At 60.2% G+C, this 22496-nt stretch carries 17 protein-coding genes and 4 tRNA genes; 3 read left to right on the plus strand and 18 right to left on the minus strand.

The features are described from left to right. Positions 1-91 precede the first annotated feature (91 nt). From CXF97_RS19560 to leuC, 6 genes are all read right to left on the minus strand, one after another. Entirely contained in the window at positions 92-1102 is a 1011-nt protein-coding gene (locus CXF97_RS19560; RefSeq protein ID WP_101160004.1) for an aspartate-semialdehyde dehydrogenase, read from the minus strand. A 245-nt stretch (positions 1103-1347) separates the two neighbouring features. Continuing rightward, positions 1348-2460, minus strand: a complete 1113-nt coding sequence (gene asd / locus CXF97_RS19565; protein WP_039762046.1) for an aspartate-semialdehyde dehydrogenase — start codon at positions 2458-2460, stop codon at positions 1348-1350. Between the two features lie 66 nt (positions 2461-2526). Continuing rightward, positions 2527-3609: a 3-isopropylmalate dehydrogenase gene (gene leuB, locus CXF97_RS19570; RefSeq protein ID WP_090282646.1), complete on the minus strand. Its 1083-nt coding sequence runs from the start codon at positions 3607-3609 to the stop codon at positions 2527-2529. A 54-nt stretch (positions 3610-3663) separates the two neighbouring features. Beyond that, entirely contained in the window at positions 3664-4431 is a 768-nt protein-coding gene (locus tag CXF97_RS19575; RefSeq protein ID WP_101160006.1) for a class I SAM-dependent methyltransferase, read from the minus strand. Positions 4432-4585: 154 nt separating this feature from the next. Next, entirely contained in the window at positions 4586-5230 is a 645-nt protein-coding gene (gene leuD / locus CXF97_RS19580; RefSeq protein ID WP_101160008.1) for a 3-isopropylmalate dehydratase small subunit, read from the minus strand. An 11-nt stretch (positions 5231-5241) separates the two neighbouring features. Beyond that, positions 5242-6660, minus strand: coding sequence for a 3-isopropylmalate dehydratase large subunit (gene leuC / locus CXF97_RS19585; protein ID WP_016773930.1), 1419 nt, complete (start codon positions 6658-6660; stop codon positions 5242-5244). A gap of 139 nt (positions 6661-6799) precedes the next feature. Between leuC and CXF97_RS19590 the strand changes: the two genes are divergently transcribed. The 3 genes from CXF97_RS19590 (at position 6800) to CXF97_RS19600 (ending at position 12818) form a co-directional block, all read left to right on the plus strand. Further along, entirely contained in the window at positions 6800-7690 is an 891-nt protein-coding gene (locus CXF97_RS19590) for a LysR family transcriptional regulator (RefSeq protein ID WP_024012384.1), read from the plus strand. A 63-nt stretch (positions 7691-7753) separates the two neighbouring features. Beyond that, positions 7754-11032 carry a PAS domain S-box protein gene (locus CXF97_RS19595; RefSeq protein WP_101160011.1) on the plus strand — a complete coding sequence of 1093 codons (3279 nt, stop codon included), beginning with the start codon at positions 7754-7756 and terminating at the stop codon, positions 11030-11032. 94 nt (positions 11033-11126) lie between these two features. Next, positions 11127-12818, plus strand: a complete 1692-nt coding sequence (locus CXF97_RS19600; protein ID WP_101160015.1) for a molecular chaperone HscC — start codon at positions 11127-11129, stop codon at positions 12816-12818. On the opposite strand, the gene CXF97_RS19605 is transcribed toward CXF97_RS19600, so the two are convergent. From CXF97_RS19605 to gltX, 12 genes are all read right to left on the minus strand, one after another. After that, positions 12815-15508: a DUF805 domain-containing protein gene (locus tag CXF97_RS19605; RefSeq protein ID WP_101160018.1), complete on the minus strand. Its 2694-nt coding sequence runs from the start codon at positions 15506-15508 to the stop codon at positions 12815-12817. The genes CXF97_RS19600 and CXF97_RS19605 overlap by 4 nt on opposite strands. After that, positions 15505-16200, minus strand: a complete 696-nt coding sequence (locus CXF97_RS19610; protein WP_101160020.1) for a DUF1266 domain-containing protein — start codon at positions 16198-16200, stop codon at positions 15505-15507. The genes CXF97_RS19605 and CXF97_RS19610 overlap by 4 nt, the downstream gene beginning before the upstream one ends. Before the next feature lie 188 nt (positions 16201-16388). Continuing rightward, the gene (locus CXF97_RS19615; RefSeq protein ID WP_101160023.1) at positions 16389-16835 is read right to left on the minus strand and encodes an Hsp20 family protein; all 447 of its coding nucleotides are present in this window, start codon (positions 16833-16835) and stop codon (positions 16389-16391) included. A 119-nt stretch (positions 16836-16954) separates the two neighbouring features. Further along, positions 16955-17914 carry a tRNA-dihydrouridine synthase gene (locus CXF97_RS19620; protein ID WP_101160026.1) on the minus strand — a complete coding sequence of 320 codons (960 nt, stop codon included), beginning with the start codon at positions 17912-17914 and terminating at the stop codon, positions 16955-16957. 131 nt (positions 17915-18045) lie between these two features. Continuing rightward, positions 18046-18495 (minus strand): thioesterase family protein, encoded by a 450-nt coding sequence (locus CXF97_RS19625; protein ID WP_101160029.1) that lies wholly within the window; start codon positions 18493-18495, stop codon positions 18046-18048. A gap of 46 nt (positions 18496-18541) precedes the next feature. After that, positions 18542-19375 (minus strand): alpha/beta fold hydrolase, encoded by an 834-nt coding sequence (locus tag CXF97_RS19630; RefSeq protein ID WP_101160032.1) that lies wholly within the window; start codon positions 19373-19375, stop codon positions 18542-18544. Between the two features lie 30 nt (positions 19376-19405). Next, positions 19406-19945, minus strand: a complete 540-nt coding sequence (locus tag CXF97_RS19635) for a TetR/AcrR family transcriptional regulator (RefSeq protein WP_101160035.1) — start codon at positions 19943-19945, stop codon at positions 19406-19408. Between the two features lie 181 nt (positions 19946-20126). Further along, positions 20127-20202: transfer RNA gene (locus CXF97_RS19640), tRNA-Glu, on the minus strand. An 80-nt stretch (positions 20203-20282) separates the two neighbouring features. Further along, positions 20283-20358 (minus strand) — tRNA-Ala (locus CXF97_RS19645). Between the two features lie 52 nt (positions 20359-20410). Beyond that, positions 20411-20486, minus strand: a tRNA-Glu gene (locus CXF97_RS19650). Between the two features lie 79 nt (positions 20487-20565). Continuing rightward, positions 20566-20641: transfer RNA gene (locus tag CXF97_RS19655), tRNA-Ala, on the minus strand. Between the two features lie 178 nt (positions 20642-20819). Beyond that, positions 20820-22301 carry a glutamate--tRNA ligase gene (gene gltX, locus CXF97_RS19660; RefSeq protein ID WP_101160037.1) on the minus strand — a complete coding sequence of 494 codons (1482 nt, stop codon included), beginning with the start codon at positions 22299-22301 and terminating at the stop codon, positions 20820-20822. Positions 22302-22496: the final 195 nt, after the last annotated feature.

The following is a 22496-nucleotide window of genomic DNA, read 5'->3' on the forward strand; positions in this document are numbered from 1 at the left end:
GAAAGTCCCGGAGGGTGACTCGTCATCGACGCGCTCCGGGCAAGCATAGCGCTCACCTAGAATCAGTCGACAAATTGTTGCCAAGTATCTTTTACAGCAGGCCTTTTATCAACAACTCAGCCAGTTGCACGGCATTGAGGGCCGCGCCTTTGCGTACGTTATCTGACGTCAGCCAGAGATTTAGTTCCGCCGGGTCGTCGACGCCGCTGCGCACGCGGCCGACATAAACCACGTCCTGCCCCACCGCATCGCCGACAGCGGTCGGATAATCGCCAGCCTCAACCAGTTCGATACCCGGTGCGGCCTCGAGCGCTGCGTTGACCTTTTCCAGGTCAACAGCGCTGCCCGACTGCAAGGTCACGCTAAAGCTATCGCCAAAAAACACCGGGGCTTGAACGCAAGTGGCAGAAATCTTCAATAAAGGTTTCGCCAGGACCTGGCGCAGCTCACGCACCAGACGTTTTTCCAGCAGCGTATGGCCTTGCGCATCCGGCGTGCCGACCTGCGCCAGCAGGTTGAAAGCCATTTGCCGATCGAAGAAGGTCGGTTCCAGCGGGCGCATGTTCAGCAGTTCGGCGGTCTGTCGCGCGAGCTCGGTTACCGCCTCGCGACCTTGCGCAGAAACGGCCAGATTGGCGCTGACGTTGACGTATTGCAGATCGAGCAGACCAAGCAGCGGCGCCAGCACCACGGCAAGCGCAGTGGCCGACGGGCTTGGGCTGCTGACCTGGAATGGGCTTTTCAGACTGGCGAGAATATCGGCATTGGCCTCCGGCACCACCTGCGGCGCCTGATCGGCCGGCAAGGCGCCGGACAGGTCGATCAATGAGCACCCGGCGGCATGGGCGCGCGCCGCATAGCTCAGCGACACCGCAGCGCCGGCAGCGAAGAACGCCAGTCTGACTTTGCTGAAATCGAACTCGTCGACCTCGCGCACGCGCACATTCTTGTTGCGGAACAGCACCGAGCTGCCGGCCGATTCACTGCTGGCCAAGAGGTGCAGATTGCCGACCGGAAAGTCGCGCTCTTCGAGAATCTGTACGAGGGTTTCGCCGACAGTACCGGTGGCGCCGATAACGGCGATATCGAAAGTCTGGGTCATGGAGCTACCTCTGGCAAAACGGGGGGAGCGGCACTTTACCGGGTGGCTGCCATGCAGGCAATTTCTGCAGGGTTTGCGGTGGCCGTTCGGACGCCTTCGCGAGCAAGCCCGCTCCCACACTTCAATTGCATTCCCATGTGGGAGCGGGCTTGCTCGCGAAGAGGCCGGCACACTCACCCGACAAATTTCGGGCATAAAAAACCCGCGCCTTTCTCAAGGCACGGGTTTTTCATTGCTTAAAGCGATCAACGCTCCAGCAGAATCCGCAGCATGCGGCGCAGCGGTTCGGCCGCGCCCCACAGCAGCTGGTCGCCAACGGTGAAGGCACCGACGAATTGCGACCCCATGTTCAGCTTGCGCAGACGACCGACCGGGACATTCAGAGTGCCGGTGACCTTGGTCGGGCTCAGCTCCTGCATGCTGATCTCGCGGTTGTTCGGTACCAGCTTGACCCACGGATTGTGCTGGCTGATCAGCCCTTCGATATCGGCGATCGGTACGTCTTTGTTCAGCTTGATGGTCAGCGCCTGGCTGTGGCAGCGCATGGCACCGATGCGCACGCAGATGCCGTCGACCGGGATCGGGCTTTTGAAGCGACCGAGAATTTTGTTGGTCTCGGCCTGTGCCTTCCACTCCTCGCGGCTCTGACCGTTCGGCAGTTCCTTGTCGATCCATGGGATCAGGCTGCCAGCCAGCGGTACGCCGAAGTTTTCGGTTGGGTACGCTTCGCTGCGCATGGCGTCGGCCACGCGACGATCGATGTCGAGGATCGCACTGGCCGGGTCGGCCAGTTGGTCGGCGACAGCGGCGTGAGTCGCGCCCATCTGCTTGATCAGTTCACGCATATTCTGCGCGCCGGCACCGGAAGCCGCCTGATACGTCATGGCGCTCATCCACTCGACCAGACCGGCTTCGAACAGACCGCCCAGGCCCATCAGCATCAGGCTGACGGTGCAATTGCCGCCGATGTAGTTCTTGGTGCCCGCATCCAGTTGCTGGTCGATGACCTTGCGGTTGACCGGGTCGAGAATGATCACCGCGTCGTCGTTCATGCGCAGGCTCGACGCCGCGTCGATCCAGTAACCCTGCCAGCCGGCTTCGCGCAGCTTGGGGAATACTTCGCTGGTGTAGTCGCCGCCCTGGCAGGTCAGGATCACGTCGAGGGTCTTCAGCTCGTCAATGCTGTAAGCATCCTTGAGCGGAGCAATGTCCTTGCCCACGGACGGGCCTTGGCCACCGACATTGGACGTGGTGAAAAACACCGGCTCGATAAGATCGAAATCCTGCTCTTCCAGCATCCGCTGCATGAGCACGGAACCGACCATCCCGCGCCAACCGATCAGACCTACACGTTTCATCGCAACTACACCTTCTTGAAAAGTGGGCCGCTGCTTTGTATTGAATTTCGCAGCGGGCCCGAGAGATTACAGATTCCGCAGCGCGGCGACTACTGCGTCGCCCATTTGCTGCGTACCGACTTTGGTACAACCGGCCGAATGGATATCGCCGGTGCGCAAGCCCTGATCGAGCACAACGCTGACGGCTTTCTCGATGGCATCGGCGGCGTCGTGCAGATTGAAGCTGTAACGCAGCATCATCGACACCGAAAGGATGGTCGCCAACGGGTTGGCAATGCCTTGGCCTGCGATGTCCGGAGCGGAGCCGTGGCAAGGCTCGTACATGCCCTTGTTGTTGGAGTCCAGCGAGGCCGACGGCAGCATGCCGATGGAGCCGGTGAGCATCGACGCTTCGTCGGAGAGAATGTCGCCGAACATATTGTCGGTGACGATCACGTCGAACTGCTTCGGTGCACGCACCAGTTGCATGGCGGCGTTGTCGACGTACATGTGGCTCAGCTCGACCTCTGGATAGTCTTTGGCTACTTGCTCGACCACTTCACGCCACAGTTGGCTGGACGCCAGCACGTTGGCCTTGTCCACCGAGCACAGCTTCTTGCCACGAACCATGGCCATGTCGAAACCGACACGAGCGATGCGGCGGATTTCGCTTTCGCTGTACGGCAGGGTGTCGTAGGACTGACGCTCGCCGTTGTCCAGCGTACGGGTGCCGCGCGGCGCACCGAAGTAAATACCGCCGGTCAGCTCACGGACGATGAGGATGTCCAGGCCGGCGACGATTTCCGGCTTCAGGCTCGAGGCGTCGGCCAGTTGCGGATACAGGATGGCCGGGCGCAGGTTGCCGAACAGGCCCAGTTGCGCACGGATCTTCAGCAGGCCGCGCTCAGGACGGATGTCACGCTCGATGGTGTCCCATTTCGGGCCACCGACCGCCCCCAGCAGCACGGCGTCGGCAGCGCGGGCGCGATCCAGGGTTTCGTCGGCCAATGGCACGCCGTGCTTGTCGATGGCCGCGCCACCGATCACGTCGTGACTCAGCTCGAAGCCCAGGCTGTACTTGTCATTGGCCAACTCCAGCACCTTGACCGCTTCGGCCATGATTTCCGGACCGATACCGTCACCCGGGAGAATCAGAATCTGCTTGCTCATGCTTTCCTCGTGTCTTCAAGCGGTGCGCCTTCACCGGCGCGCCCGGAAAAATGCTTATCGCTCAGCCATCAGTACGATTACATCGGTACTGAACGAGCCATCGGCATCAATTTCAAAATACTCGCGCACTTCGTTGCCCATCGACTGCTGCAACTGGCGGATCGCTGCGCGCATGACATCGGGCGTACGCATGCGCTCGACCCAACTGCTGTACTCCAGACGCAGGCGCTGACGCGTGGTGCTGCGCACATGCAGACCGGCCTCGCTGACCTGGCGCAGCCACTCGGCGGCGCAGTAGTCGCGGACATGACTGGTGTCGCGCAGCACTTCAACGCTTTGCAGGTAAGTGTCGAACAACGGGCTGCCCGGTGACAACACATCAACGAACGCTGCCACCCCGCCCGGTTTGAGCACCCGGCGCACTTCGCGCAAGGCCAGGCCGAGGTCGCTCCAGTGATGCGCCGAATACCGGCTGAACACAAAATCGAACTCGCCATCGGCAAACGGCAAGCGCTCGGCTGCGCCGTTGACGGTAACGATGTTGCTCAAGCCGCGATCGACGGCGGCGCCGGCAACCACATCGAGCATTTGCTGCGACAGATCGTAAGCCACCACTTCCCTGACCAGCGGTGCCACATGAAAACTCACATGACCGGCACCGCACCCCAGATCGAGCACGCGCGCCCCGCCCTGCCCGGCCAGCTCAGCCTGCAGCAGCGCGAATTCACTGCCTTGGGCGTGAACGGCGCTGCTCAGGTAAGCGGCGGCCTGGTCGCCGAATTGCTTCTGGACGACCTGGGTGTGCTGGGCGGTCCTGGTCATGGTCATTTCCTGGCATTTGTGTTGTTTGAGCTACCGCCTTCGCGAGCAGGTCGAATCGTCGCACCGTCGCTCCCATCTTTGAAATGCGTTCCCCTGTGGGAGCGGGCTTGCTCGCGAAGAGGTCAGCCCTGACTGCATCAATCTCAAATCTTGCTTACGCGTCGCGAAACAACCACGGCTGGCTGACCCGATGCTTGGCCTCGAACGTCGCGATCGCATCGCCGTCCTGCAGGGTCAGGCCGATATCGTCCAGACCATTGAGCAGGCAGTGCTTGCGGAACGCATCAATCTCAAAGCTGTAGACCTTGCCGTCCGGACGGGTCACGGTCTGCGCTTGCAGGTCGACGTGCAATTGATAACCCGGCTCGGCTTCAACCTGCTTGAACAGTTCATCAACTTCCGCATCGCTGAGGATGATCGGAAGCAGGCCGTTCTTGAAGCTGTTGTTGAAGAAGATGTCGGCGTAGCTCGGCGCGATGATGCTACGGAAACCGTACTCTTCCAGCGCCCACGGCGCGTGTTCACGGCTCGAACCGCAGCCGAAGTTCTCGCGGGCGAGCAACACGCTGGCGCCTTGATAACGCTCGGCGTTGAGCACGAAATCCTTGTTCAACGGGCGCTTGGAGTTGTCCTGATACGGCTGGCCGACATCCAGATAACGCCACTCGTCGAACAGGTTCGGACCGAAGCCAGTGCGTTTGATCGATTTCAGGAACTGCTTGGGAATGATCTGATCGGTGTCGACGTTGGCACGATCCAGAGGCGCGACAAGACCAGTGTGCTGGGTAAAAGCTTTCATGCTGCGCTCCTTTAGATCAATTCACGAACGTCGATGAAACGGCCGTTCACCGCTGCTGCCGCCGCCATGGCCGGGCTGACCAGGTGAGTGCGGCCACCAGCGCCCTGACGGCCTTCGAAGTTGCGGTTGGAGGTCGAGGCGCAATGCTCGCCGGACTCCAAACGGTCCGGGTTCATCGCCAGGCACATCGAGCAACCCGGCTCACGCCATTCGAAACCGGCTTCGAGGAAAATCTTGTCCAGACCTTCGGCTTCAGCCTGCGCTTTCACCAGACCCGAGCCCGGCACGACGATTGCCTGCTTGATGGTCGAGGCCACCTTGCGGCCCTTGGCGATCACTGCAGCGGCGCGCAGATCTTCGATGCGCGAGTTGGTGCAGGAACCGATGAACACGCGATCGAGCTGAATGTCGGTGATCGCCTGATTGGCGGTCAGCCCCATGTATTTCAAGGCGCGGACGATTGAGTCGCGCTTGACCAGATCCATCTCTTTAGCCGGATCAGGCACGTTCTGATCAACGGCCAAAACCATCTCCGGGGAAGTGCCCCAGCTGACTTGCGGCTTGATTTGCGCGGCGTCGAGCTCGACCACGGTGTCGAATTTCGCGTCGGCGTCGGAGACCAGATCTTTCCAGGCTTCGACGGCCATGTCCCACTGCTCGCCCTTCGGCGCGAATGGACGACCTTTGACGTAGTCGATGGTCTTCTGGTCCGCCGCCACCAGACCCACGCGGGCGCCGGCTTCAATGGACATGTTGCAAATGGTCATGCGGCCTTCGACGGACAGATCGCGGATCGCGCTGCCGGCGAATTCGATGGCGTGGCCGTTACCGCCGGCGGTGCCGATCTTGCCGATCACCGCAAGGACGATGTCCTTGGCGGTCACGCCGAACGGCAATTGGCCTTCGACGCGCACCAGCATGTTTTTCATTTTCTTGGCGACCAGGCACTGAGTAGCGAGCACATGCTCGACCTCGGAGGTGCCGATGCCGTGTGCCAATGCACCGAATGCACCATGGGTGGAGGTGTGCGAGTCGCCGCAGACCACGGTCATGCCCGGCAAGGTCGCGCCCTGCTCCGGGCTGATCACGTGGACGATGCCCTGGCGAACGTCGTTCATCTTGAACTCGACGATGCCGTATTCATCGCAGTTGTCGTCGAGGGTCTGCACCTGCAAACGCGAAACCTGATCGGCAATGGCTTCAATGCCGCCCTTGCGCTCCGGCGTAGTCGGTACGTTGTGGTCCGGGGTCGCGATGTTGGCATCGATGCGCCACGGCTTGCGCCCGGCCAGACGCAAGCCTTCGAAGGCTTGCGGCGAGGTCACTTCGTGAATGATGTGACGGTCGATGTAGATCAGCGCAGAGCCATCGTCGCGCTGCTTGACCAAATGCGAATCCCAGAGCTTGTCGTACAGCGTTTTGCCGGCCATCAGACGGTTCCTCATCAGCTTGTTTCTATGCCCTGGGCTTATCAATAACCCTTTGGCTTGTGAGGCCGATCCTATGGGGTTAGATTAAATAACTCAAATTCATATTTTTTATGCTTTGGATAACCAACTGGAATGCGACATGGATCTGGCTAACCTGAACGCTTTTATCGCCATCGCCGAGACTGGCAGCTTCTCGGGCGCTGGCGAACGCCTGCACCTGACCCAACCGGCAATCAGCAAACGCATCGCCGGGCTTGAGCAACAATTAAAGGTGCGCCTGTTCGACCGACTGGGCCGCGAAGTTGGCCTGACCGAGGCCGGCCGCGCCCTGTTGCCAAGGGCTTATCAGATTCTCAACGTGCTTGACGACACCCGCCGGGCCCTGACCAACCTCACCGGCGAAGTCAGCGGTCGCCTGACCCTGGCCACCAGTCACCACATCGGCCTGCATCGCTTGCCGCCCTTATTAAGGGAGTTCACCCGCCGCTACCCACAGGTCGCGCTGGATATTCAGTTCCTCGATTCGGAAGTGGCCTACGAGGAAATTCTCCACGGCCGTGCAGAACTGGCAGTTATCACGCTGGCGCCGGAGCCGCACACGCTGGTCAAAGCCACCCCGGTTTGGGACGACCCGCTGGATTTTGTCGTGGCGCCGGAGCACTCGCTGATCAACAACGGCGCCGTCAGTCTGGCCGACATTGCCGGCCATCCGGCGGTTTTCCCTGGTGGCAACACCTTTACCCATCACATCGTCCAGCGTTTGTTCGAAGCCCAAGGCCTGACGCCGAACATCGCCATGAGCACCAACTACCTGGAAACCATCAAGATGATGGTCTCCATCGGCTTGGCCTGGAGCGTGCTGCCGCGCACCATGCTCGACGAACAAGTGGCAAGCATCGCATTGCCGGGCATACAGCTCACTCGCCAGCTAGGCTATATCTTGCACACCGAACGGACGCTATCGAACGCAGCAAGAGCCTTCATGGCCCTGCTGGACGCACAAATCGATCGGCCAGGGATCCCGGCCTGACTTGTGCTACTCCTATAGAGCCGCTCCTGTGCCTCACGCCACTCAGCTCAAGGCCCGCTGACAATGCCGAAATCTGTTGACCGAATTCCGCCGATGCCGCGAATCCAGGCTGTTGATCCGCGCCATTCCGAGCAGAGCTGGGAAAGCGCGCCGCAATTGCTCGCCGCGCTCAACGGCGCGCGGCTCGGTGCCTGGTATTGGGACATCGAGCGCGGGCAGATCAGTTGGTCGCGCGGCACGCAGGCGTTGTTCGGTTTCGATCCACGGCAGCCGCTTCCGGCAGACCTTGAATACCTCGACCTGTTGCCGCCGGAAGACCGCGCGAAAACCGTGCGCGCCTTCCACGCGGTAATCGCCGGCGCACCGCTGGAGCAGGCGATGCACCACCGCATCCGCTGGCCCGACGGCAGCCTGCACTGGCTGGAGATCAGCGGCAGCCTGCTGCCGGACAAAAACGGCCGGCCCCGAATGATCGGGGTGATTCGCGAAATCACCCACCAACGCCAACGCGAGCAAGCCCTCAGCAGCTCGGAGAAACGTTTCGCTACACTTTTCCATCTATGCCCGAACATGGTTCTGCTCACCCGTCAGGAGGACGGTCTGATCAGCGAGGCCAATCAGTATTTCGAAAGCCTGTTCGGCTGGCCGGTGCAAAGCGCCATCGGCCGCACCACGCTGGAGCTTGGCTTGTGGGTGCACCCGGAACAACGCGCCGAACTGGTGAAGAAAACCAAGGCCAAGGGTGAACTGATCAGCATGGAAGTGCAGTTCCGTGCCAGCAACGGCCAGGTCCACGATGGCATCCTCAGCGCGCAAAAGGTCGAGCTCGAAGGCCAGCCCTATCTGCTCAGCACGTTCCTCGACACCACCGAGCGCAAAGCCGCCGAACTGGCCTTGAAGGACAGCCAGGAACGCCTCGACCTGGCGCTGGATTCAGCGCAACTCGGCACCTGGGACTGGCACATCCCCAGCGGCATGCTTTACGGCTCGGCGCGCGCCGCGCAATTGCACGGGCTGGAACCGATTCCGTTTCACGAGTCATTCGAGGAGTTTTTCGAAGGCGTACCGGGCGACGAGCGCGACACCATGCGCGATGCCTACCGAAGCCTGCGCGAAGGCCCGGCGGGCAATTATCAACTGACCTATCGCGTGCAATTGCCCGACGGCAGCTCGCGCTATCTGGAAAGCCGCGCGCGCCTCTATCGTGACGAAAACGGCGCGCCGCTGCGCATGGCCGGCACGCTGTTGGACATCACCGATCAGGTCGAGCGCGAGCAGCGGCTGGTGGCCTCGGAAGAGAAATTCGCCACGTTGTTTCAGGTCAGCCCCGATCCGATTTGCGTAACGCGTCAGGAAACCGGGGAATTCATCGAGATCAACTCCAGCTTCAGCCAGACCTTTGGCTGGAGCGCCGCCGATGTGATCGGCCACACCGCTGAAGAAATCGGCCTGTGGGACGCCTCGGCAAAAAGCCTGCAACGCATCGAACGGGTCATTCGTGAACAAGGCCTGAGCAACGTGGCCATTCTGGTTCAGCACAAGGACGGCCAGTCGCTGACCTGCGTGATTTCCAGCCGGCAGATCAGCGTTGGTGATCAGCCGTGCATCGTCACCACCTTGCGCGACATCACCCAGCAACAACGCTCGGAAGCGGCACTGAAGGCCAGCGAGGAAAAATTCGCCAAGGCGTTTCACTCCAGTCCCGACGCCATCACCATCACCGAGCGCGACACCGGGCGATATCTGGAGGTCAACGACGGCTTCTGTCGCCTCACCGGTTACCGCGCCGACGAAGTGGTGGGCAAAACCGTTTACCAGGTGGGCATCTGGGCCGAAGAAAAACAGCGCTCGACGCTACTCGCCGAACTGCAGATCAAGGGCCGCGTGCATCATCAGGAAATGCTCGGGCGCAACAAGCGCGGCGAACTGCTCACGGTGGAAGTCTCGGTCGAGCCGATCACCCTTAACGAAACCGCGTGCCTGCTGCTGACCGCGCGCGACGTCAGCCTGTTGAAGAATGCCGAAGCGCAGATTCGTCACCTGGCCTACCACGACCCGCTGACCAACCTGCCCAACCGCGCCCTGCTGATGGATCGCCTGAGCCAGCAGATCGCCCTGCTCAAGCGCCATAATCTGCGCGGCGCCTTGCTGTTTCTCGACCTCGATCACTTCAAGCACATCAACGATTCCCTCGGTCACCCGGTCGGCGACACCGTGCTGAAAATCATCACCGCGCGGCTCGAAGCCAGCGTGCGCATGGAAGACACGGTAGCGCGCCTCGGTGGCGATGAGTTCGTGGTGTTGCTTAGTGGGCTTGAGGGTTCACGCAGTGAAGTCAGCGAACAAGTGCGCGCGCTGGCCGACACCATTCGCGAACTGCTTTCGGAGCCGATGTTCCTCGACGGTCAGCGCCTGCAAGTAACGCCGAGCATTGGCGTGGCGCTGATTCCCGATCATGGTTCGACCCCGACCGACCTGCTCAAACGCGCCGACATCGCCCTGTACCGGGCCAAGGATTCCGGGCGCAACACCACGCAGATGTATCACAACACCATGCAGAAAGCGGCCAGCGAGCGCCTGCGCATGGAGACGGACCTGCGTCTGGCGCTGTCTCGCGGCGAGTTCAACGTGCACTTTCAACCGCAGGTCGATGCCCGCGACAATCGCATCATCGGCGCCGAAGCGCTGGTGCGCTGGAATCACCCCGAACTCGGCGCGCAATCGCCCACCGAATTCATCAAAGTGCTGGAAGACAGCGGCCTGATTCTCGAAGTCGGCACCTGGATCCTCGATGAAGCCTGCAACGCCTTCAAACAACTGATCGCGTTGAAACGGGTCGACCCGCTCAACTTCAGCCTGTGCGTGAACATCAGCCCACGGCAGTTCCGGCAGAACGATTTCGTCGAACGCATCGAACACAGCCTGAGCAGTCACGGCCTGCCCTGCTCGCTGCTGAAACTGGAGATCACCGAAGGCATCGTCATTCAGAACCTGGAAGACACCATCAGCAAAATGCGCCGTTTGAAAAAGCTCGGAGTGAGTTTCGCCATGGACGATTTCGGCACCGGTTATTCATCGCTGACCTATCTGAAACGCCTGCCGGTAGACACGTTGAAAATCGACCAGTCGTTCATCCGCGACGCGACCACCGACTCCAACGTCGCGGAGATCATTCGGGCAATCGTCGCAATGGCCCGCAGCCTTGAGCTGGAAGTCATTGCCGAAGGCGTGGAGACGCCGGCGCAACTGGCGTTTTTGCAAGAATTGGACTGCCACTTGTATCAGGGCTATCTGCATAGCCGGCCGGTGGCGCTCAAGGATCTGAAAAAAATGCTGCCCTGAATCGGCGGTTGCACAGCCTGGCAACAGAGCAACAATTGCCACAGTTTGCGGCAGCCTGTAGGGTCGCGGTTTTTGCGCCGTTTCGAGAGCAACCATGCAGGATGCAACCCTTCTCCGCCCGGCCTTGCTGGGCATCGACCTTGGTACCACCAACAGCCTGATCGCCGTCTGGCGTGAGGGCCGCGCTGAACTGATCGCCAACGCCCTCGGCGACGTACTGACACCGTCGGTGGTCAGTCTCGATGAAGACGATACGATTCTGGTCGGCAAAGCCGCCCGCGCCCGCCTGACCACGCACCCGGAACGCACCACTGCCGCGTTCAAGCGCTTCATGGGCAGCGACCGACAAATCCAGCTCGGCACACGCCGGTTCAGCCCGGAAGAATTGTCGGCGCTGGTGCTTGGCTCACTCAAGCAGGACGCGGAAGCGTTTCTAGGCCAACCGGTTACAGAAGCGGTCATTTCCGTACCGGCGTATTTCAGTGACGAACAGCGCAAGCGCACCTTGTTCGCCGCCGAACTGGCCGGGCTGTCCGTGACGCGCCTGATCAATGAGCCGACCGCTGCCGCCATGGCGTACGGCCTGCACGAGCAGAAATTCGAACGCACGCTGATTTTCGACCTCGGCGGCGGCACATTCGACGTCACCGTGCTCGAATACGCGCTGCCGTTGATCGAAGTGCATGCCTCCACTGGCGACAACTTTCTCGGCGGCGAGGATTTCACTGCCGCCCTGCTGCAGGCCTGCCTGAAACACTGGCAACTCACACCTTCATCGATCGATGCGCAAGCCATGGCCAGTCTCGGTGATGCGCTGGAACAGCTGAAATGCAAACTCGGTGAAGGCGCGCAGCAGTTGAGCTGGCGCCACGCCGAGCGAACGTTCGAATGGGAACTGGATGAAGCCGCTGCGGTGAAGATCTGGGAGCCGTTGCTGGCCCGCTTGCGCGCACCCATCGAACAGGCCTTGCGCGATGCCCGACTGAAACCACGCGACCTCGACAGCCTCGTGCTGGTCGGTGGCGCCACGCGCATGCCGGCGGTGCAGCAGATGGTTGCCACGCTGTTCGGACGCCTACCTTATCGGCATCTCGACCCGGACACCATTGTGGCGCTGGGCGCGGCGACGCAGGCGGCATGCAAGGCGCGGGACGGTGCGGTTGAAGAACTGATCCTGACGGATGTCTGCCCCTATACGCTGGGGATTGAAACCATGCGCGGCAAGGATATCGACGGAGCATTTTCGCCAATCATTGAGCGCAACACTATTATTCCAACCTCCAGAGTCGAGCGTTACTACACCACTCATCCTCGACAAACGGTGATCCGGATTGCGGTTTATCAGGGGGAAAGACCATGGGTGCGTGACAACATTCTGATCGATACTTTCGATGTCACCTTGACGCCCAGCGAAGAGATACAAGCGTTGGACGTGCGCTTCAGCTATGACATTAACGGCCTGCTTGAAGTCGACGTAACCCTGCTCAATACCGGCGAACGCCACAGCCATAGCATCGATCGCAGTCCCACTGGGCTGGACGAGCAGGCTCGGCAGGCCAGTCACAACCGTCTTTCGACATTGAAGGTGCATCCGCGCGACGCCCTGCCCAACCGTACCTTGCTGGCACGACTGGAACGGGCATGGATGCAGAGTCTGGGCAGCCAGCGCGAGCAAATTGCCGAATGGCTGGACAGCTTCACTACCGTGCTCGGCGGCCAGCAATCTGCAGAGATCGCCAGCCACCGCTCAGCGCTGAACAATGCGCTGGATCAACTGCGTCTTTAGCCGTTCAGTCGCCGTAAAGCGGCCTGCAGCCCGCCGGACAACACGTGTTCCCCGCTGTCCGGCGGCACGCCATAGCGATTGGGCAACTTGTCTCCAGCGAAACCGAACAACACCAGCGGCAGGAATGGCAGAAACGGCGTCAGCCCAAGCATTATCAGCAGCGTGGGAATGCCACGGCCCATATCATGCAATCGCCGTAGAACCGCCGCAAACAACAGCAGCGCGCCGAGTAACATGATGACGATCCCGCCAATCGTTGTGCCCGTTATCAGCCCGGCGATTGGCGTTAGCACGACACACCCCAAGACCTGTGCGATAAAAGCCTTGCGCCCCAACCGTGTTCCGAGGCGCCAGAAAGCCCTGGCCGGTACTGGCTGAACATCACCGCTGGCCAACAATAAACGCTCCGACCATGACAGCAACGCGCACAGTGCCAAGCGCAAGCCGACGCTGTTCTGCACGTCATCCTTACCCTGCTGCAGTTGCCGTAACACTCGCGTTTTCGGTACACCGGCGGCGCCGTAACGAATCAAACCCTTGAGCGCATCCAGCGCTTCATAAGCCAACAGTTTGTCGACACCGAAATCCGTCAACACTTTGCGCGGTGGCCACACCGGTTCGCCCTTGATCAGACCGTCGCGAAAGCCTTCAAACCAGTCATCCTCACAGCTGACCGCTGCAATCGATTGCAATAACGTCCGGTGTTGCTCGGCGCTCAGGCCTGGATCGTGGTAAAGCACGCTCCAGAACATCAACAAGCCCAGCAGATCGTCGCCGCACGCCGCTCGGTCACTTTCGACGCAGGTGTAAAGCAGTGTATTGGCGGGCAGCCTGGCGCTGTCGAGGGCCTGTTCGACACTGAAGAGTTGTTGCACCAGCAAACCGTGTACCGGATCGTCGCCCTGCAACCAGCCCAGCAAACCGGCGCAATTACCCTGCTCACGCAGCAAGCGCCGCAATAGTGGCTGCAGCCGACTCAAGGGATGCGCAGGATTGAACGACAAGCGTTCCAGGCACTGCGCATCAATCAATTGCAACCAGCGCTCCGGTTGCTCCAGCAATGCCAGCAAAAACGCGGTTTGAGCGTGCCAATCCCAGATCGCCGCGCCTAACCCGATCGGCGGTAACCCCGTCGCGCGACGACTCAGTTGGAGCATCAGATCGAGCTCTGTCAGGTCATTGCCGTCTTTGACTGCACGCAGTTCGAACGCGTCCGCAATGCGCGCGAGCGCGGTGTCGCTGTAGGGTCGCAAGCGCTGCAACCACAGCCGACAAACCTTGTGCAGTTCGCCTTCGGACAACGCCGACGGCCATTGCGGTGAGAGTGCCCGCGAGTCAGTGAAAGCGCTCATGGCCTGCGCTACAGGCGCACTCTCCAACCAGCGCAGATGTTGCCGAGCCTGATACTTGAACTCGCTCAACACCAGGCGTTCCAGCGCGTCAACAGGGAGCGGTTCGTCGACAAGCTGCTGCAACAAGGCCGAATCACCGCGGTGCAGCGCCCAGGCGTGCCGGTACAGACGCAGCAAACGGCTGTCGTGGTGCTCGCCGAGTAATTGCGCGAGCAATGGCAGCTCATCGCCCACCATCCGCCAGTCAACAAAGCTACGCGCCAGTCCATCAAGCGTGAGCCGCCCGACACCCAACCAGCGAGTCAACGTCTCGGGGCGTTGTGACGGACTGCCAAACACCTGGCACTCATCGCCCAGATCATCCGACCAACCGGGGCAGTCTTCCAGGCGGTCGAAGGCCTGAATCAGCAACGGTAGAAAGGTCGGCTGACGCTTGGCGCACAGCTCCAGCAAACGATTTTCGGCCATGGGATGACGATGTTCGCTCCAAAGCCGAATCCAGCATGTAAACGCTTGATCGTCGCGTCCCGACAAGCTGTATTGACACGCCAGCAGGTACAGCCAGTCGACGTTATCCGGCGCGGCATCGTGTTGTTCGACACAACGGTGCAAGAACGTCGGGGTGCCAATCCCCGCTTGGGTGAACTGCACCAGCAAACGCTTGAGGTAGGCGGCATCATTGGGCAACGGCACGCACGTGTGCCGCGTGACAAAATCGGCAAACTCATGCAGGGGTCGGTGGGTGAAGATGTAGTCAAGGCTGCGGGCATACCACAGCGATTCGGTCTGTGCTGGCTCTGGCCATGTACTCATCAGATCCGTATCAAAGGGGTCAGGCGTCTTGATGCGCTGCAAAAAGGTTTCTACCGCTTGCGCGTCATGGAATCCCAGAGCCAGCAGTTGCTGGTCCCAGGCCATGCGTTGCGCCAACAGATTCGCGCAACGGTAGGACAACGGACCGGCGTCGGCCATTCGGTGATACAAGCCCCAACTCAGATCATCGAGCACTTCCAGCGACAAGTCGTCGAGGCTGCGGACGAATGTTTCCCATGCCGCGAAGTGGAACCGGCGAGCGGGATCATCCAGCAACGCACAGAAATCCACGAACGCCCGCGGAACCTCAACAACATTGGCTTGTGCAGCGTCAATCTCGTCTTCGGCCTCTTCCTCCTCCCCTTCACGCGCCAGACGCAGGGCGTTTTCATAGGCCATGCGTAGCGCCTGAAACCCTTCCGGGTCGCTTTCCGGATGGTGCGCCGGCAGACGGGCGCGGTAGGCGGTGCGAATCAGGGTTTCGTCGGTAGTCGGCTCTATGCCCAGTCGAATCCAGCAACTCATGACCAGTCGAACTCCCCAAGCGATGCCGGACGAGGCGGCGCATCAATGTCCATGTGCCAAGGCAGATCGGCGAGAAAGTGTGGAATGTTCTGCGCAAGCCCACGAGCAATCCTGGTGTTGAAAGCGCTGGCGCCCTCGCGACTCATCTCGACCGCCAGTTCATCATCGCTTTTGCTCAAGCAGCACCAGAAGGTTCGCCCTATCAGAAAGCCGCTGAAATAAGCCATCCAGTTGCCGTAATGAAACTGTGCCCTCAATGCCAATCGACTGTGCAACCAGTTGCTCTCGGCCAGATCGATCCATTGATTACGCACTGCGCAGCGCAGCAGAAATCCCATGCGGCCATAATCCCAGGACAGGATACCGCCGGGACCACAGCTGGCGAAGGTACGACTGGCAAACTCATGGAGGACACGTTCACGCGGACTGAGATCTTCGAGCAACGCTTGCCATTCACTCGGCAAACAACGCTGCCATGCCCAATAGGCCGAACTGAGGTGTTTGGCATGACCGTCGTCAGTCATCCGCTCGAGCATGTCGAACAATTGCTGCCGATCATCGATTCCCCAACTCTCTTTGAGGTCGATATAACGGTCGTCGCAGAACGCAGGGTCGTCATACCCGGCGCCGGTGTTGAGCGCGGCCATCGGTGCGGACAAGGCGCACAGCCAGCGCTGTTTGATTTCGTCCATGAACAAAGGCTCCAGGCCGACTGCCGGAAAATGGGGGTCGGCAAAATTGTGCAGATTGTAAAGAGCCCCGACAGCAGCAGCAAACGCCGCATCGCTTTTTCTGCGCACACAAAAAAGGCCCCGACGTTTCGGGGCCTTTCGTTCAACGGCTTATCGTCGGTTCAGACGATTGTGTGTCAGCACGTGAATCAATGCTGCAACGCCGGTTGCTGCGCTCCATTGATCGGGATGCGCTTGGCTTTCGCTTCTTCCGGGACCACACGCAGCAGATCGATGCTCAGCAGGCCGTTGCGCAGTGCAGCGTCCTTGATCTCGATGTGATCGGCCAGACGGAACGACAGCTTGAAGGCTCGCTGAGCGATGCCCTGGTGCAAGAACGTGACGCTCTCGTCAGTGTCGCGCTTGCCGCCACTGATGGTCAGCACACCCTTTTCGACTTGCAGGTCCAGGTCTTCTTCCTGGAAACCGGCGGCCGCAACGACGATACGGTATTGGTCATCACCGTGTTTTTCGACGTTGTAAGGTGGGTAGCTGCTGCCTGGCTCGTTACGCAGCGCAGTTTCGAACAGATCGTTGAAACGGTCGAAACCTACCGAGGAACGGAACAGTGGCGCGAGAGAAAATGCAGTACTCATGATTCAAATCTCCTGAAAACAATCAGCAAGGTTTTGTGTCTCCGCGACCCGAATTCGGCATCGCGTAACCCTTAGATAGGGACCGCTGTTTTGATTTCAAGAGATTATTTTAAGATTTTTTACGCGGCCTCGACGAGCGGCAATCCGAGCAAACGGGAGACCTGATCAGGCTCGGTTTCGCGCCGCAGAACGGTGAACAGCTCGGCGGCTTCGCAGTAGTTGCGCGTCAACATGGCCAGCCATTGCTTGAGGCGGCCGGGCGATTGCCGCGCGGTCATCTGCGCTTTGGCCTGCAGCCAGAAATCCTGGATCAAAGGCATCAGTTCGGCCCAGGTCATCTCGACGACCTCTTCACCAGCGCGAGCGGCGGCGATCTGCCGGGCCAGATCCGGGCGGGAAACCAGACCGCGGCCGAGCATGATGTTTTCTACGCCGCTGATTTCCCGGCAACGGCGCCAGTCTTCAACGCTCCAGATGTCACCGTTGGCGAACACCGGCACCTTGACCACGTCCTGTACGCGCGGGATCCACTCCCAATGGGCCGGCGGCTTGTAGCCGTCAACTTTGGTTCGGGCGTGAACAACAATGTGCTCGGCGCCGCCCTCGGCCAGCGCCGTGGCGCAGACCAGCGAACCGTCGGGGCTGTCGAAACCCAGGCGCATTTTCGCGGTGACCGGGATATGCGCCGGTACGGCGCGACGGACGTGCTCGACGATCCGGTTGAGCAGCTCCGGCTCCTTGAGCAGCACGGCACCACCACGGGATTTGTTGACGGTCTTGGCCGGACAGCCGAAGTTGAGGTCAATCACTTCAGAACCGAGTTCGCAAGCCAGCGCGGCGTTTTCCGCCAGGCACACCGGATCGGAACCGAGCAACTGCACGCGCAGCGGCACACCAGACGCAGTGCGGGCGCCATTGAGCAGCTCGGGGCCGAATTTATGAAAGTACGCCGGGGTGAGCAACTGGTCGTTGACCCTAATGAATTCGGTCACGCACCAGTCAATGCCGCCAACGCGGGTCAGCACGTCGCGCAGGATGTCGTCGACCAACCCCTCCATGGGCGCCAAAGCAATTTGCATGGGAAAGACTACTTGAGGAAAAAACGTCCGGCAGTTTACTGGATATCGCAGAAAACCGCAGATCCCCTGTAAGAGCTGCCGAAGGCCGCGATCTTTGGTCTTGATCTGCAAAAAGCAAAATCAAAAGATCGCTACCGGACCGGGTCAGGCTGGAGCCAGATCGCCGAGCCATAGCCGTCGATAAACTCGGCCGGCATGCGCTTGGGCTTGCCTGTCGACAGTTCGATGCAGACAAAGGTGGTCTGGGCGCGCAACAGGGTGGCATTGTCACTGGGGCGCTTGAGCTGGAAATGCCGGGTCATTTTCAGGCGCTGATCCCAATCGACGATCCAGGTCGCCAACTGCAACTCATCGCCCTCATAAGCCGCAGCCAGATAATCGATTTCATGGCGAACAACGGCCATCGCCCGATCCAGCCGCCGATACTCGACCAGGTCCAGCCCCAGGCGTTGCGAGTGGCGCCAGGCGCAGCGCTCGAGCCAAGTCACGTACACCGCGTTATTGGCGTGCCCGAGCCCGTCGATGTCCTCAGCGCCTACTTGCAGATCAATGGTAAACGGCGTTGCCCGATCCCAGCCCATGCCCCACTCCCGGTCAAAGTTTTCAACCGGGGCAGTGTAACGGAGCTCAGGCCGATTGGCGCGCCTGAAGGCTGCGCCCGGCCAGCAGTGATAACACGCCATCAATCACTCGAGGGTCGGCCAGCACGCGTTGATGACCGCCACTCTCCAAACGCAGCAGGCGGCTGTCGAACCAGGCTTCGTGAATCAGCTGCGATTCCTTGACCGAGACGAAATTGTCGTCCTCGGCATGCACGATCAAGCCCGGCATATCCAGCTGATACTGCGCCACATCGAGGGTCGCGGCGCGCATGCCGACGTCCTGTTCGACCTGACGAATGAACGCGGATCGCGCTCGCGGCGGCATGCCGACCATGCGCGCGAAACCGCGCAGCACGCCGAGAATGCGCGACGGAGCGGCAATGCTCACCAGGGTTTCGGTGCGCAGGCCCAGTTGCACGGCGAGCATCGCACTGGCACCGCCCATGGAATGGCCGATAACCGCTTGCAGCGGCGGCAATTCGGCAGCGGCTTCAAGCATGGCGCGGGCGAACAGCACCACATTGGCTTCGCGCCCGGGCGAGCGACCATGGGCCGGGCCGTCGAGTGCGACGACGGTATAGCCGGCTTCGACCAGAGCATTGATCAGCGAGGCGAATTGCGTGGGCCGTCCTTCCCAACCGTGCATCAGCAACACCGTAGGGCCCTGGCCCCAGCGCAGCGCCGACAGGCCGAAGCGCAAAGTGATGCGCTCGGAGCTCGCCAGCAATGGCAGCTCCCAGTCCCGCAGCGGCAGCGCGCGAGGCGTCATGAACGCCAGACGCATTTTGCTCGCCACCTGTTTCGGTGCAATCCAGCCCAAGGTGCCGTTAACGCCACGAACCCACTTCAACGCGTTCATCGCTCTCTCCTCAGGCTTGTTGCCTTCAGGTCAACGCACAGCCGACTTGGCAGCGCGCAGCAATCGATCGGATAACTCTCCCGGACCCAGCGCTCTTGCCAGGGCCAGACCACCCACCATCAGCGCGACATCGGCCAAAGCCTTGTCGGTGTCTTCAGGACTGGCTGCCAGTTGCGCCACCATCAACTCCAAATGCTCGTTCAGCGCGATGCGGAACGACTCGGGCAGACGGCCAAGTTCGCCAATCGACGCCGGAATCGGGCACGCGGCTTCGCTGGAATCCCGGTGTTTGCGTGACAGATAGAACGCAGCCACCAAGGCGCGACGTTCTTCGCCAGTCAGATCGGCATCCATGTCGGCAATCAGGTCGCGACGCCGGCCCAGCAATTGCCTGAACGCTTCAAGCATCATCGCGTCCTTGCTTTCGAAGTGCGCATAGAAGCCGCCGACGGTCAGGCCGGCTGCGCCCATCACTTCACCCACGCTCGGGTCTGCCGGTCCGCGTTGAATCAGTGCGGCGCTGGCTGCCTTGAGGATACGTTCGCGGGTTTGAGCTTTTTTATCGTTCATCGTCGCCTCCGAATATTACGACTAGAATATTATTCGCATAATAATATTCCGCAAGTCATGAATATGACCGCTGGTCTGAAGCACAGTGTAAGGAAAATGGAGAATTGGCCAAACGCCAGACAAACAAAAGGGCCATTCAATAATTGAATGACCCTTATAAATCCCGCAGAGCGGGTAATCGTGGCGTCCCCTAGGGGACTCGAACCCCTGTTACCGCCGTGAAAGGGCGGTGTCCTAGGCCACTAGACGAAGGGGACACAAACCCTTCTATACAATTGATCAGTGCTGAGAGCTGATCGATTCAAGGCCGGTGTGGCCAGACCTTGAACTGTAAAATTGGTGGAGCTAAGCGGGATCGAACCGCTGACCTCCTGCATGCCATGCAGGCGCTCTCCCAGCTGAGCTATAGCCCCGGATTTTCGCCTCGCGGCGGAGTGATCTCTTGCAACATCACTTCTGTAAAACTGGCGTCCCCTAGGGGACTCGAACCCCTGTTACCGCCGTGAAAGGGCGGTGTCCTAGGCCACTAGACGAAGGGGACGCAAACCCTTCCATACAACTGATCAACGCTGAGTGTTGATCGCTTCAAGGCCGGTGTGGCCAGACCTTGAAGTGTAAATTGGTGGAGCTAGACGGGATCGAACCGTCGACCTCTTGCATGCCATGCAAGCGCTCTCCCAGCTGAGCTATAGCCCCTCATCGCTGAGGACGGGGCGAATCTTAAGGGCGTATCGAAAGCCTGTCAAACTTATTTTTGAAAAATTTCAAAATTTTTTGTCGGGATAACAATCACTTACCGCCCTCCCCCGTAAACTCGGGAGAAACGCCGAAGGCAGGATCAAAAGATCGCAGCCTTCGGCAGCTCCTACAGCGTTCAGGCGATGGCGCCGAGCAGCTTTTCCCACTCTTTGTTTTCTTTCTTCGACACGCCGCCCAGCAGGTCGATTGCCTGGCGCAGGCGATAACGGGTGAGGTCCGGCCCGAGAATTTCCATCGCATCAAGCACTGACACCGAACTGGCCTGCCCGGTGATCGCCGCAAACATCAACGGCATCGCGTCGCGCAGTTTCAACTCGAGGGATTCGACCACCGCCTGAATCGTCGCGGTGATGCTGTCCTTTTCCCACTGCCGCAGGCTTTCCAGTTTCCACAGGATCAACTGCATCAACTGACGAACCTGATCGCCGGAGAGCTTTTTCGACTCAAACAGCTTGGCGTCCGGGTTAACGCCGCCAGCGAAAAAGAACCCTGCCAGCGGTGCGACCTGGCTGAATGTTTCGACGCGGCCCTGCACATGCGGCGCGATCTTCATCATGTATTCAGAGTTGAGCGCCCACTTCTGCACGCGCGCGGCGAACTCTTCCACCGGCAGATCGCGCAGCCACTGGCCATTGAGCCACGACAGCTTTTCAATGTCGAAGATCGGCCCGCCGAGGGATACGCGCTTGAGGTCAAAATTGTCGACCATTTCCTGCAGCGAGAACTTCTCGCGCTCATCCGGCATCGACCAGCCCATGCGCCCGAGGTAGTTGAGCATGGCTTCCGGCATGAAGCCCATGCGCTCGTAGAACGTCACCGAAGTCGGGTTCTTGCGCTTGGACAGCTTGCTCTTGTCCGGGTTACGCAGCAGCGGCATGTAGCACAGCTCTGGTTGTTCCCAGCCGAAGTACTCGTAAAGCAGAATCAGTTTCGGTGCCGATGGCAGCCATTCTTCGCCACGCAGGACGTGGGTGATACCCATCAGGTGATCGTCGACGACGTTGGCGAGGAAGTACGTCGGCAGGCCGTCGGTCTTCATCAGCACCTGCATGTCCATGCGATCCCACGGGATCTCGACGTCGCCACGCAACATGTCCGGCACCACGCAAACGCCTTCGCTCGGCACTTTCATGCGGATCACGTGCGGTTCGCCAGCGGCCAGGCGCGCGGCGACTTCTTCCTTCGACAGCAACAGTGCGCGGCCGTCATAACGCGGAGTTTCGCCACGGGCCATTTGCTCGGCGCGCATCTGATCAAGCTCTTCAGCGGTGCAGAAGCACGGGAACGCATGGCCCATGTCGACCAGTTGCTGGCAATACTTCTGATAGATATCGCCACGCTCGCTCTGCCGGTAAGGGCCATGCGGGCCGCCGACATCCGGGCCTTCGCTCCAGTCGATGCCGAGCCAGCGCAGGGCGTCGAAGATCTGCTGTTCGGACTCGCGGGTCGAACGCAACTGATCGGTGTCTTCGATGCGCAGGATGAACTCACCGCCGTGCTGCTTGGCAAAGCAGTAATTGAACAATGCGATGTAAGCGGTACCTACGTGGGGGTCCCCGGTAGGCGATGGCGCGATGCGAGTGCGGACGGTGGTCATGGCATGTCTCGAAAAGAATGAAAAGCAAAACAATCAAGCGGCGAATGGTAACAGGCGACACCCGCCCCGCTCCAGCGGGCAGGGTATTTAAGCCGGAACCGGGACTCGCTTATACCGAGTCGCCCCCATTCGCGAGCAAGCTCGCTCCCACAGGGATACACAATGATCGTTCCCACGCGCTGCGTGGGAACGATC

Origin of the sequence: Pseudomonas sp. Choline-02u-1, from assembly GCF_002836515.1 — a bacterium.
Taxonomy (GTDB): domain Bacteria; phylum Pseudomonadota; class Gammaproteobacteria; order Pseudomonadales; family Pseudomonadaceae; genus Aquipseudomonas.